Annotated in this window: 13 protein-coding genes and 2 pseudogenes; 10 read left to right on the top strand and 5 right to left on the bottom strand. The window is 42.9% G+C overall.

The window, feature by feature from the left end; genetic code table 11:
• Positions 1-30: 30 nt before the first annotated feature.
• Positions 31-180 (bottom strand): hypothetical protein, encoded by a 150-nt coding sequence (locus ACRRSY_RS12410; RefSeq protein ID WP_432464734.1) that lies wholly within the window; start codon positions 178-180, stop codon positions 31-33.
• The gene (locus ACRRSY_RS12405; RefSeq protein ID WP_432464719.1) at positions 131-307 is read right to left on the bottom strand and encodes a phage integrase N-terminal SAM-like domain-containing protein; all 177 of its coding nucleotides are present in this window, start codon (positions 305-307) and stop codon (positions 131-133) included. The genes ACRRSY_RS12410 and ACRRSY_RS12405 overlap by 50 nt, the downstream gene beginning before the upstream one ends.
• 149 nt (positions 308-456) lie before the next feature.
• Here ACRRSY_RS12405 and ACRRSY_RS12400 point away from each other — a divergent pair.
• The 3 genes and pseudogenes from ACRRSY_RS12400 to ACRRSY_RS12390 form a co-directional block, all read left to right on the top strand.
• Positions 457-1675, top strand: a pseudogene (locus tag ACRRSY_RS12400) (ISL3 family transposase).
• Between the two features lie 198 nt (positions 1676-1873).
• Entirely contained in the window at positions 1874-2806 is a 933-nt protein-coding gene (locus tag ACRRSY_RS12395) for a hypothetical protein (protein ID WP_432463302.1), read from the top strand.
• A 526-nt stretch (positions 2807-3332) separates the two neighbouring features.
• A pseudogene (locus tag ACRRSY_RS12390) lies at positions 3333-3661 on the top strand (transposase); the annotation flags it as partial.
• A gap of 211 nt (positions 3662-3872) precedes the next feature.
• Here the strand turns inward: ACRRSY_RS12390 and ACRRSY_RS12385 are convergent.
• Complete coding sequence (locus tag ACRRSY_RS12385) at positions 3873-4865, bottom strand: transposase (RefSeq protein ID WP_432463301.1); 993 nt, start codon at positions 4863-4865, stop codon at positions 3873-3875.
• A gap of 75 nt (positions 4866-4940) precedes the next feature.
• Here ACRRSY_RS12385 and ACRRSY_RS12380 point away from each other — a divergent pair, with 75 nt between their 5' ends.
• The 5 genes from ACRRSY_RS12380 to ACRRSY_RS12360 all read left to right on the top strand — a co-directional run bounded on the left by ACRRSY_RS12380 (position 4941) and on the right by ACRRSY_RS12360 (position 7299).
• Complete coding sequence (locus ACRRSY_RS12380) at positions 4941-5327, top strand: DUF2975 domain-containing protein (RefSeq protein WP_432463300.1); 387 nt, start codon at positions 4941-4943, stop codon at positions 5325-5327.
• Between the two features lies 1 nt (position 5328).
• On the top strand, positions 5329-5544 hold the full coding sequence (locus ACRRSY_RS12375; RefSeq protein WP_432453324.1) for a helix-turn-helix domain-containing protein: 216 nt from the start codon (positions 5329-5331) through the stop codon (positions 5542-5544).
• A 189-nt stretch (positions 5545-5733) separates the two neighbouring features.
• On the top strand, positions 5734-6366 hold the full coding sequence (locus ACRRSY_RS12370) for a LysE family translocator (protein ID WP_432453323.1): 633 nt from the start codon (positions 5734-5736) through the stop codon (positions 6364-6366).
• Positions 6367-6435: 69 nt separating this feature from the next.
• Positions 6436-6906, top strand: coding sequence for an NUDIX domain-containing protein (locus ACRRSY_RS12365; RefSeq protein WP_432463299.1), 471 nt, complete (start codon positions 6436-6438; stop codon positions 6904-6906).
• Between the two features lie 99 nt (positions 6907-7005).
• On the top strand, positions 7006-7299 hold the full coding sequence (locus ACRRSY_RS12360; protein WP_432464718.1) for a transposase family protein: 294 nt from the start codon (positions 7006-7008) through the stop codon (positions 7297-7299).
• 888 nt (positions 7300-8187) lie between these two features.
• Here ACRRSY_RS12360 and ACRRSY_RS12355 read toward each other — a convergent pair.
• The gene (locus ACRRSY_RS12355; RefSeq protein ID WP_432453321.1) at positions 8188-9132 is read right to left on the bottom strand and encodes a LysR substrate-binding domain-containing protein; all 945 of its coding nucleotides are present in this window, start codon (positions 9130-9132) and stop codon (positions 8188-8190) included.
• Positions 9133-9248: 116 nt separating this feature from the next.
• On the opposite strand from ACRRSY_RS12355, the gene ACRRSY_RS12350 reads away from it, so the two are divergent.
• Positions 9249-10562 carry a 6-phospho-beta-glucosidase gene (locus tag ACRRSY_RS12350; protein WP_432453320.1) on the top strand — a complete coding sequence of 438 codons (1314 nt, stop codon included), beginning with the start codon at positions 9249-9251 and terminating at the stop codon, positions 10560-10562.
• Between the two features lie 179 nt (positions 10563-10741).
• On the opposite strand, the gene ACRRSY_RS12345 is transcribed toward ACRRSY_RS12350, so the two are convergent.
• Complete coding sequence (locus tag ACRRSY_RS12345; protein WP_432453319.1) at positions 10742-11332, bottom strand: AAA family ATPase; 591 nt, start codon at positions 11330-11332, stop codon at positions 10742-10744.
• A gap of 313 nt (positions 11333-11645) precedes the next feature.
• Here ACRRSY_RS12345 and ACRRSY_RS12340 point away from each other — a divergent pair, with 313 nt between their 5' ends.
• Positions 11646-12029, top strand: a complete 384-nt coding sequence (locus ACRRSY_RS12340; RefSeq protein WP_432453318.1) for a VOC family protein — start codon at positions 11646-11648, stop codon at positions 12027-12029.
• The last annotated feature ends 64 nt before the right edge of the window (positions 12030-12093 follow it).

The following is a 12093-nucleotide window of genomic DNA, read 5'->3' as shown; positions in this document are numbered from 1 at the left end:
CAATATCATTTGTAAATAGGTCTATCTAACTTAGATATAATTTTTGCACCACGACAGTTCTAAGGGGCTGGCGACGCCATCGGCCCCCATATTCAATACATGAGTATAGATTTGGGTGGTTTGGATATCGCTACGCCCCAGTTGCGTTTGAATGGTGCGAGATCCCTTTGTTTCGCTCACTTAAAAAGCGCTCAACTTCTCGGTTGTGCATGTCTTTGGGATGGCGTTTTGGGTTGAACAAAATAAAGCGCTTTATCCATGCTAAGTCCCTTCGAATTGTTGTTTCTCTAAAGCGCTTTAAGCGCATTTGTTCCTCGATAAACGCGAGATATGGTGGGCTCATATGTCGACCCTTGCACTGTGATTATATGGCTCTTCACCGAATGTAGTGGAAACACTTTCAACAAACATTAATAAGCGAGATAATAAGTAAACGTTCATGAATACCTCGCGACTATGCAAGACACGACGCTTTATCAATCCATTCTTGGATTAACTCATCCTTGGGCTGTTTCATCTGTTGAACTCAATGAGTCAACCCAAACCATCACCGTACGCGTTGACTATGACCGAGGTTTGCCCCTCTTGCGGTAAGGCTGTTCGTCGACACGATACTCGGCGGCGGGTTTGGCGACATTTAGATACCTGTCAGTTTGAAACACGCATTGAGGCTGAAGTACCTAGGGCTGATTGCCCAGAGCATGGGGTACAAACACTTAAAGTGCCTTGGGCGACAAGTAACAGTCGCTACACAGAGTTGTTTGAGGCTCGCGTTATAAACATGCTTAAAGTCAGTTCCCTATACGCGGTGAGTAAAACCTATCGGCTTAGCTGGGGAGCCATCGACCGGATGATGACTCGGGCCGTTCAACGTGGTCTTGCAGCCAGAACCACCATCAACTACCAAGACCTGTTGGTCGATGAAACGGCATTTAAGAAAGGCCATGACTATGTCACGGTATTATCCAATCGTGATGGTCAGGTGATATCGGTTGAAGACGGTCGAACAGGCATGAGCTTATCTGCTTGCTTTAAGGCATTGCCCCCTGAGTCAACAATGGTTACACGTTCCATATCGATGGACATGAGCAGAGCATATATAAACGCAGCATATGACTACTTCGGTGAGCGGGCTAAGCAAATGATAGCCATAGACCATTTTCATATCGCAAAGGTGCTCACTAAAGCGGTGAATGAAGTGAGAAAAAGCGAACTCATGGCGTTGCCCCAGCATTTAAAAAGAGAGTGCCACCAAACACGGTATGGATGGTTAAAACGAAACAGCCACCTACATGGGACATTGAGAGAAAGAGTGAGTGCGCTGGCCAAGATGATGCAAAACACAGGCTTGAGCTGGATATTAAAAGAGCAAGCAAGAGCCATTTGGTATGGCCATGCAGCTAACGCCAAAGCGGCTTGGAATGATTGGTTAGCACTCATAAAGGTCAGTCAAATCAGACCGATGATGACAGCAGCAGAAACCGTGAAAACGCACTTAAAGGGCATCATCAATGCGATGCGTTATAAGGTATCAAATGGCTTAGCGGAAGCGATAAATGGAAACATTCAGCGCCTAAAAATACGTTCGATGGGTTTTAGAAATAAAGAACGCTTTAAGCGAGCTATTTTATTTCACTTTGGAGGGCTTGATATGACTTTCCACCAAGAACGGTGAAGAGCCGATTATATACAGTTTAGTGGGTTCCCATCTTTCACGCATGGTCAATGTGGCGATTGACTGGTATGCTGTTGATAAAATTGAATGTTAAAGGGTATGTGAATTTCTGTGCTGCGTGATAGGTGGTAACTTCGCATGCGTGAAAGATGGGAATTTGCATATTAATATACTGTTATAAGCCAAATGGAGTCCAGTATGGGAAGCAAAATACCTGAAGCTAAGCTGTCCTCGGGTAATAAAATATCTGCAATTTCTTACGAAGCAAAACCATTTGGTAATTTATTTTGCTTATCTTCTAGTTGTAATGCTCAGCTTTCTTTTGTAAAAAGGCATGATCGTAAATATCAATCTAAAACGGTTGAGATAGCACCTTGTTTTAGATTGAAAAGGTATGAGGAACACAGTTTACAGTGCAAGTATAATATCGGTGGACAGCTAGATATCATCGCAAAAAACTCAGAATCAGAAGTTTTTAGTGCGATTGAAAAATCGAAATTTGAATTTAGGTTACATGTACTCCTAAAAGCACTTTGGGAAATGACGCAGTCTCAAGTAGAATCAAAAGGTAAAAATTGGGGAGCTAGCGGAAATAAGAATAAAAACTTTGCAAATAGCGGTAAGTTAACAAACTATCTAAGAACATTGAAACAAATCCTAGAGTTGCGTACTTTGTGCGAAGACAATAAAGAATTAAAGTCATTAGTAACTCTCAACTACAAAGGTAATAAAGTTAACTGGGATCGCTTTTACTTTGACCATGAGAATTTGACTAAGTTTGTAAAACATTATGGTACTGATAAGTATACATTTCCTTTAGCCATTTCTGGCCATATACATGAAATACGAAAATCTACTAACCCAAAATTTCCATTTACCGTTGTTGAGTTAAATTCACCTTATGTGTCAGCTGATGAAAATGGAATTATCAGGAAACCGATACCTCAAATAATATTGAAAAAAGAATCCTTAATTAAAGACATTGATCCAGAGAAAGAATATATCTTTTTTGGTCAATGGAAAGCTAGGACAAGAGAGCGAAACGGAAGAAATGAAAACTCTGGTACACGTTGGATTTTTGAAAATATTGAAATGTACATTGAAAATAAAGATCATTTTATAGAGTGTTAGGCGCTTATAATCGGGTAGCCGGAGGTGTCTAACCTCCAGCCCCCACAACACCCTGCATGCGGCTCCGCACAGGGCGTTTCCTGAAAACGGTTAAAATACAACGGCCGATTAGCTCCTTTGCATTCCAATGATGGCTTCTGTTTTTTGCGCCATGACTCCTCAGTCCGGTCGGATACGGAGACAATGAGCTGCACAGGCTCCTCATTGATTTTCAGGTTCAGGCCTTCACCATGTCCCAACCATTACGATGGGCGTTGGGCTACTATGCCGTCTGCTGACTTCTGCTTAATCACCGTTTGAGTTACCCCAAATAGCGCTATCGTTGTTCATCGTATTTGCTCACTTAAGTTGATGAGACTTAAGTGCCAGGCCTGTTTGAGCTAGCGGCCAAGCTAGTGAGTTTAACGATCGCCTGTTAAGCAGATCTCCCCAGATAAGAACATGTACTGTCTCTGGGTAATCCCCCCGAAAATTAATCCCATGCAAAAGTAGAATTTTCTCGTATAGTAAATACAGGAGATTCAACATGAAAAAGTCACGTTACACGGACAGTCAGATCTTATCTATTCTCAAGCAGGCTGAGGCTGGTACACCTGTTCCTGAGCTCTGTCGTGAGCATGGAATGAGCAACGCAACCTTTTACAAGTGGCGTTCGAAATACGGCGGTATGGACGCATCCCTTATGGCGCGGATGAAAGAACTCGAAGATGAAAATCGACGGCTTAAAAAGATGTATGCGGAAGAACGCCTTAAAGCAGAGGTGATCTCAGAGGCGATGGCAAAAAAGTGGTGAAGCCCTGTGAGCGTCGATTGATGGCTCAGCGTTCGGTGGCGAACTATCACATCAGCATTAAAAGAAAAAGAGCATGGACATCCATCATAAGAACCATGGAGACAGCAACACCGTTTGTGAAAGTAATTCGACTGTAATTATTTAGTTCTGAGGCTGTTGTCATGCTGATTGGTGGCTGAATTCATCATTAATCACTCATCTTGATGATTTCTGAGGCAATTCACGCCTCAGCAAAGCTGATGATTAAGATATTGTTCGAAAGTAAGCTCACGCTTAAGCGCGATTTAGCAAACGTTTGCTGCAACTTAAACCGGCCGTTCGTTGATACCCCATATGCTGATGGTATTGCCTAAGCAAGCGCTCTTGACCAACAGCCCCAGAAAAGTGCCGTTCAAACTCACCGCTTAAAGTCAGCCACTGCGCTTCATTTATCCCTAAGCGTTGGATGATGGAACTTTCGCCACTGTCGATGTCACCTCGTTTATCCTCTCTTATCATGCGTCCGGTCATATCGACCAACTCAAGGTAGTCTTTCAGCTCAAAGGGTAAGCCTTGGGGCATAGCCTCTCTTGGGTTCCCCACAAAGGGAAACAGGTTTGTTGCCTGGGCTTGTTTTAGCTGAGCGGCTTTTGCTCGTCGCTGTACGCTGGTATGAGCGGAGCCCTCTGGTGTGCTCGCCATCTTGGCTCTGATGGGGTTTAGGTCTACGTAAGCCATACACGCCATGAGTGCGGCTTCATCTAAAAGCGCTTGGGATTTAAAGCGCCCTTCCCAAAATCGACCGGTACATTGGTCTTCTTGATTGGCGGCTCGCGCAATATGTTCGTTTAAATGGCGCATAAACCAGCTTAAGTCATACAGTCGAGTCCGATATACTTCGGCGGTGGCGCGAATGGCTTGTAGTTGCACCTCACTTAACTGCGAACGTAACTCAAGGTTGAGATACATCTGAGTCAGTAAGGTGCCCTGATGCAAACGATGCCAGCGTTCTAACACTTCATCCATTGACCAGACTTCTGCTTGCGGCTGATTAACATGTAGCACGAGGTGGGTATGATTACTCATGACAGCATAAGCACAAACATCAATGGCGAACACTGACGCTAATTTGAGTAAATAATCCTCGACCCACTGGCGGCGGTGCTCATAGCTTTTACCACTTACCTTGTCTTCGCCACACAGAAACGCCCGTCGAACACAACGGGAAACACAATGATAGTAGGGTGTATCCGATAAGCTCACTTGCGAGCGTCTTGACCGAGGCATGATGATAACTCTCCAAATAAATCACTATTGATAGTTTAGAGTATTAAAGGCGTTTCGTTAGTTGGAGTGGGTGTCTTGTTTTCTGTTAGCATTGATTTAACCACTCGCTTGCTGGCGTTTTTAGTCTGTTTATTGCCCATCAGTGTGCTGTTATATGGTGTTATCCATTTAAGAAAACTGTTTACCCTCTACCAGCATGGCATCATCTTCTCCTATGAGAATGTCACCTGTTTTAAACGAATGGGATTTGCTTTACTAGCTTGGACTGCAGTAGGCATAGTATCGAATACCTTACTCGGTTTAGTTCTCACCTTTCAAAACCCTGTTGGGGAGCGATTAGTGACCATAGGATTTGGCTCTTCTGATATGATTAACTTAATTATTGGCTCTGTGGTATTACTGATTTCTTGGGTACTGAAAGAAGCTGTCGAAATGAAATACGAACAAGAATATACCGTTTAACATGGCGATTATTATTAACGTAGATGTAATGTTGGCCAAACGTAAGATGAAATCAAACGAGCTGGCTAAACACATCGGAATTTCTGAACAAAACCTTTCTATACTAAAAACAGGTAAAGCAAAGGCAATTCGTTTATCAACACTGGACGCTATTTGCACAGCACTCAACTGTCAACCTGGTGACTTGCTGGAATACCAATCCGAAGAGGATAAATGAAACAAGGGTGAACCTTTAATAAAATAGATTGAAATTGTTGATGACATACTTTTCAAAAAAATAATGGAGGCGGCTTGAGAATTAAGAATGTCGCAGTTCGGAGTTGAATTCGGGTGTAATAAAAATGGAAAGTCAAAAAGTAGCTGACTGTTATTTAAAACCTTAGGTACAGAAAGAGGTGACGAAGAAATGATACCAATAGAATCATTAGCAGTTTTTGTGATTGCATCAGCATTGCTGAGCATAGTCCCTGGGCCTGACAATATATTTGTGCTTATGCAATCAGCACTGTACGGAAAAAAGTCTGGTGTGCTCGTTACGTTTGGCCTATGTACAGGGCTTATCGTTCATACAACGGCTGTGGCATTTGGTGTAGCTGCAATTTTTCAAACCTCTGCCGTTGCATTTACGGTTCTGAAAATATTAGGTGCCATTTACTTGGCATTCCTAGCATGGCAGGCATTCCGTGCATCTACTAGCGCACTTCAAGTACCTGGCTCCAATTTGCAGTCGATTGGTGCCCTTTATCGTCGGGGCATCATCATGAATATCACTAACCCAAAAGTTACGATATTTTTCTTGGCGTTTTTACCTCAGTTTGCATCTCTAGAAGAAGGTGCTCTTGCACCTCAAATCTTCTTTCTCGGAGGCGTGTTCATGTGTGTGGCACTGGTAATTTTTTGTGCAATAGCCATAGCAGCAGGACATTTAGGCGGTTGGCTACAAAAGTCACCGAAAGCTCAAGTGTATTTAAACCGTATCGCAGGCACTGTATTCGCAGCATTGGCTTTAAAATTAGCCACAGTTACAAATAATGCTTAGAAGCGCCTAACAAGGCAAACATGCTCGGACTGCCAAATAGCGGCAGCCCTTTATTTAAAGGTTATTGCAATGAAACATAGAATAAGAGCAGGTGGAGTTATTTTAAATAAAAATAATGAAATATTGTTGGTTCGACATGTGGATCATACAGGAGAATGGTGGGTTCCACCTGGTGGAGGGTTTGATGATCAAGATTATTCAACTATAGATACTGTGAAAAGAGAAGTGTTCGAAGAGACTGGTTTAACGGTTCAAGTGGGCCCATTAATATATGTAAGGGAGTATTCAGAGACAAGCACCAGTATTCACCATTTGGAGGTTTTCTATTTAGTCACAGAATATTTTGGAAAGGAGACAATTGATAACCTTAAAGGCTTGGGCGGAGACGAGTTTCTGATCAAAGAATTAAAATGGTTTGCTCAAGATGACTTTGATAATGTAACTGTATGGCCGGAGGAACTAAAAGATGAGCTTTGGCAAGATATCTCAATATCAAATCCTTCTGTAAAATACCTTGGAGTTCATGCAGAACCTTTATAATCAGGGCAAGAGTATGAACGTTTTAGCCCTATTTTAGGTTAAAATTAACCTGCCGAGCTGATTGTGATCTTATGCTCCTCATTTGAGAAGTGGCCATGAATATCGATAGCATCCAAGCATTTCAGTATTATTCATGACTGCCGACAAAGCGCAAAAGTAGACTATCCACTGTTTGATATTTTGTTTGGCTCAGTCTGCGCCGAGATAGCCGAGGGTCAAAGCTGGATCGACATTCGTGAATATGCGCTCTGTCATCATGAGTGGTTCTTTAAACAGGGTCTGTTTGAAAACGGTGCGCCAGTTGATGATAGCTTCGCTCGACTGATTGCGAGTATCAAGCCTGCTGAGTTTCGCGACTGTTTTCTGGCTTGGATTAAAGGGGACACAAGTTGACCTCTGGTTAAGTGGTTGCCATTGATGGTCAGTCCTTGCGCGGCTCTTATGGCTGGGACGACGGACAAAGCACCACCGATATGGTAAGTGAGTAGGCCAGCGCCAACCAACTGGTATTGGGTCAACTCAAAACCGACCGTAAGAGTTATGAATTCACCGCGTTACCAGCACCGATCCAGATGCTCGATTTGCGAGGTGCCATAGTGACGATTGATGGCTGTCCAAAATTGCCATGCCAATCACCAGCAAGGGCAAAGATTAGGTATTAGCAGTTCAAAGGTAAGCAGGGTAAGTTAGCAACCGCTGTACAGACCGTCTTCGCCTCGTACCGCCGAGCCCCGATTGACATAACCACTTGTCAAATCGAGAAACAGAAAAGCCGTGTTGAAGCATGTTCTTGCCATGTATTGAATGCGAGTGAGTTAGAGGGGGATTTTTCCACTTGGAGCGGTTCGGTTTGACCAGCATTGTGATGGTCGAAAACTACTCAGTGGTTGCTGTTAAACCTAAATAATGGGTTCGTTGGAGGTATTGAGCTTCCAGTTTCGCACAATATCTTACCTGTGGTTCCGCACAGGGCGTTTCACCTAGAATGTTGAAGCTTTATCTACCCATCTCGAATCGATAAATCTCTGATATCTCAGGTTCGCATTAGATAATAGTATGGTGATTTTTAAGCGTTTCATAAGCGTTTTATTACTGGCGGCTTAAGCTTGTTTGAAACTATGCTTACCCCGTAGCATGATCTAACAAACACAAGATTAGCTTCTTTCTGTGTTGTTCAAAATGGAAATATTACCGCCGGACTCTCGTCGAAGGCGGTTTACTGTTTGTTCCATTGATTTGATCGCATCGGATTGACTTGAGTGATAGCAATTATCTGCTATATCAAAGCACGGTGTCTGCGCGACTCTGTTGTTTGAGCCAGTCAATAAAGGCGGCGATTCGTGGGCGATGCTCTTGCCCGTTAAGGCAAATTAAATCGTAGCCTCGACCAGCATGGACTCGTTGAAATGGTGCAATTAATTCACCCGTTTGCAGGCTCTTAGTGACCAATGATTCCCGAGCCATGGCAATTCCCATTTCATTCTTGGCGGCAGTCATTGCCATCTCCGAGTGATTAAAAATATAAGTTCGCTCTAATACCTTTAGGGTTTGCAGTGAGTTTTCAGGTTGCGCTTTGAGCCATAATCGCCATTCACGATTCGGTTCATCTGCTTCTAAAGATTCAGAACAATGTATGAACGTGGCTTTGGTCAACTGAGAGGCGATCGCTGAGCTTTGATGTCCGTGTTCGCCAAATAGTTTTCGGTAGTATGTAGGGCTGCATACCGGTGTGAGCATTTCTTCAAATAGTCGGCAGCTATAAAATTCAGGGTAGCTTTTTTCACCGTAATAGATCGCTAGATCGACGGGTTCATGTTGAAAATCTAAACGACTGGCTTTCACTCTAATTTTGACATTGAGATTGGGATACAGGTTTTGAAACTTCGCGAGACGCGGGAGTAACCAGCTTTGAGCAAAGGTAGGCGCAACGCCAATATATAGTTCACCTCTTAACTCATTAAATTTAATGTCTTCAATTTCTGAAAATATGACATCAAAGGATTGGCTGAGAGCGTGTAACAAACGACCGCCTTCTTCGGTGAGTTCTAGGCGGCGGGTCAGTCGTACAAATAGGCTAAATCCTAATTGTTGTTCTAGTGACTTGATCCGTTGACTCACGGCTCCTTGAGTAATAAATAGCTCTTCTGCAGCCTTGGTAAAGCTTAAAAATTTAGCGGCAATACTAAATGTATACATATTGGTGAGTAATAATTGTTTGCGATCCATCGATGCGATCTCCACTACACATTAGTGATTCTAATACATGATGGATTATATCTGGTTTGTTTCACTTGAAAACCAATGCTTTAATTAATTTAACTTGCCTATAGGGGGACAAAAAGATGAAATCGGCTCTTAAGATATGCATTATTGGAGCGGGTTCAAGTTACACGCCCGAGTTGATGGAAGGTCTCATCAAGCTTAAAGATGAGCTAGCGATTGCTGAGTTATGGCTGGTAGATATCGAAGCTGGCAGAGAGAAAGTCGCCATCATTGGTGATTTAACTCGGCGTATGTTAGCTAAGAATGGTATGGACCACATTGCGGTGCATGTCACCTTGGATCGCATTGCGGCTTTGCAGGGGGCTGATTTTGTTTGTTCTCAATTTAGGGCTGGCTGCTTAGAAGGGCGGATCCGTGATGAACGTATCGCCTTGAAGTATGGCATGATTGGTCAGGAAACTAATGGCTTAGGTGGTTTTGCCAATGCTTGTCGTACGATTCCGATTGCTTTGGCAATCTGCCATGAAATGGAGCAATATTGTCCTGATGCATGGCTGCTAAATTTTACTAATCCCTCTGGTATGGTCACCGAAGCGATTCTTAAATACTCTCGAGTGAAAGCTGTGGGTTTATGTAATGTGCCGGTGATCATGCAAAAGGGTGTGGCACAATTACTGGGTGCCGACGAAAAAGATATTGTTTTACAATTAGCTGGGCTGAACCACCTGATTTGGGCGCGGCAAATTCTTTATCAGGGGCAAGATAAGTTAGCGGAAGTGGTGGAACACATTTTGGCTGGCAATGATCCCTTGGTGCCAAAAAACATTCCGCCATTCGCTTGGCCTGCAGAGCTACTGCGTCATATGGGCATGATCCCTTGCGCCTACTTACGCTACTACTACAGCAGCCAAGATATTATGGCGCAGGAACTTACAGAGGCAAATTCTGAAGGGACGCGGGGCGAAGTGGTCAAAGCGATGGAGAAGCGCCTGTTTGACATTTACCGCAACCCAGCGTTAAGCGAGAAGCCTAAAGAACTTGAAAAACGGGGTGGGCAATACTATTCACAAGCTGCTTGTGAGCTGATGAGTGCAATTTACAACGATAAACGGACTATTATGCATGTGAATACGCGTAATCATGGTGCTATAGCAGGGCTTGCCAATGATTGCGTTGTAGAAGTCAGTAGTGTGATAACCAAGTCTGGACCATTACCGCTCAACGTCGCGCCTTTTCCAAGTGATACTTTACGTTTAATCCAGTTGATGAAAGAATTTGAATCGTTGACTGTCGAAGCGGCGGTTACTGGTAATCGTAACGCTGCACATCGAGCCTTGATCCTCAACCCGCTGGTGAATACAGGCTCGGTTTTAGAGCAAGCGCTGCAAGAGACGATTCAGCAAAATTTAGACTTTATGCCGCAATTTCGTTAAGTTTCGACACCTGCTTGGCGAACCAAGGATGCCGAGTCGCAAACGGTTTTGATGTGGTTGTTCCAGATTTTTATCGGGAAGTTATCGCCACGATTCGACAAAATTTATATACACTTTTTTGATGGTGGAGGTTTTGCTCTTTAAATAAGCCTTTCGAAATCATATTTTTCAATCTGGTTTTACGGCTTGGCTTCTAAAATAGCCAGTACTTCTTGCATCGACTGGCGGTACTGCTCTTCATTTGAGTTACGAAATAGCAATAAATCGTCAATGATCTCTGGGTTGTCGATGCTACGGGGAATTGAAAAATCAAGGCCTTGAAGATACTCATCCCAATTATTTAATTTCCAAGTATCTCTAGACGAGTTTCTTTGAATCATCCGTTGTTTAACCACCTCAATATCCGTTTCAACCCAAACCACCGTGAGCCGCGCTTTTTTTTCAATGAGCTTATTCTTTAAGTTATCGATATATGCGGTATCTCTTATTTCACGGGTAAATGGGGCATTGATTAACACAATATCGTCGTAGTCCAATGCCTCCATGGCCAGTGCTAAAGTTGCTTCATATTCGTAGTTGCGAATATGCTCTTCAAAGAAATCTGAACTTCGATTTATTTCTTGGTTCGCTAGCTTGAAAATTTGATGAGATAGTACAATCAAGGTGTCTTTGTCTAAATACACCACATGTTTGAGCGCTTTGGCTAATTGTTTTGAAATATAGGTTTTACCACTGGCCGGTGGCGATGTAACTAAGATCAGTCGTTTCATGATTGTTCCATATTTGACAAAGCAATGATAAAAAATGCTCGCATTTACTGGTGGCTAATTAAGTTGAAATAAATATTGTCGCGATCAACTTAAATCGTTGGTTTTTGAGAAGGAGGCTTCCTTACAGCTTTGTTGCTAAGCTAGCTTAATACTGGTTTGGTATGCTTGGCTCAGGACGTTTGTTTCTCGTCTTGGCTGCTATCATAAGGCTAGTTTTCGGCTCATGTTCTTAAAGTTAATATAGTTTTAATTTGTCGTTGATAATTTGTCAATGATTCGGTTAAATCGAAACTCATTCGCCGAAGGAGTCGCAATGCAAAACCTAGACATAATTGAAATAAAGTCTTTTGTGCCAGCTAAAAATTTCGAGGATTCTAAACGTTTTTATCAGGCCATAGGATTTGAGCTCGCTTCGGATTTCGATGGGATTGCTTATTTTAGAAAAGGCGCATGCTCTTTTTTGCTTCAAGATTTTTATGAGAGTGCTCATTGCCAAAATTTTATGATGCATTTGTTAGTAGAAGATGCTGCGAGTTGGCGTGAACATATAATTAAATCGGAGGTAAGCTCAGCATTTAGCGTGAGCTTGTCTGAATTAGTGAGCCAACCTTGGGGCATGTTGGAGTTTTGTCTGACGGATCCAAGTGGAGTGTTGTGGCGAATCGCTCAGAATCAATCAGTGAGAGATATTGCTTGATAATTTTTAGCAATATCTCTCTTGATTAGCTCAATTCTGAGCGGCAATTTGCTTGAAGAATGAG

It is taken from the genome of Agarivorans sp. QJM3NY_33, from assembly GCF_050870865.2.
GTDB lineage: Bacteria > Pseudomonadota > Gammaproteobacteria > Enterobacterales > Celerinatantimonadaceae > Agarivorans.
This window is presented reverse-complemented; position numbering and strand designations above follow the sequence as displayed.

Excerpts from the sequence above, each read along its gene's own strand:
- ACRRSY_RS12405 (WP_432464719.1), bottom strand. The coding sequence starts at position 307 with ATGCGCTTAAAGCGCTTTAGAGAAACAACAATTCGAAGGGACTTAGCA.
- ACRRSY_RS12395 (WP_432463302.1), top strand. The coding sequence starts at position 1,874 with ATGGGAAGCAAAATACCTGAAGCTAAGCTGTCCTCGGGTAATAAAATA.
- ACRRSY_RS12385 (WP_432463301.1), bottom strand. The coding sequence starts at position 4,865 with ATGCCTCGGTCAAGACGCTCGCAAGTGAGCTTATCGGATACACCCTAC.
- ACRRSY_RS12375 (WP_432453324.1), top strand. The coding sequence starts at position 5,329 with ATGGCGATTATTATTAACGTAGATGTAATGTTGGCCAAACGTAAGATG.
- ACRRSY_RS12370 (WP_432453323.1), top strand. The coding sequence starts at position 5,734 with ATGATACCAATAGAATCATTAGCAGTTTTTGTGATTGCATCAGCATTG.
- ACRRSY_RS12365 (WP_432463299.1), top strand. The coding sequence starts at position 6,436 with ATGAAACATAGAATAAGAGCAGGTGGAGTTATTTTAAATAAAAATAAT.
- ACRRSY_RS12355 (WP_432453321.1), bottom strand. The coding sequence starts at position 9,132 with ATGGATCGCAAACAATTATTACTCACCAATATGTATACATTTAGTATT.
- ACRRSY_RS12350 (WP_432453320.1), top strand. The coding sequence starts at position 9,249 with ATGAAATCGGCTCTTAAGATATGCATTATTGGAGCGGGTTCAAGTTAC.
- ACRRSY_RS12345 (WP_432453319.1), bottom strand. The coding sequence starts at position 11,332 with ATGAAACGACTGATCTTAGTTACATCGCCACCGGCCAGTGGTAAAACC.
- ACRRSY_RS12340 (WP_432453318.1), top strand. The coding sequence starts at position 11,646 with ATGCAAAACCTAGACATAATTGAAATAAAGTCTTTTGTGCCAGCTAAA.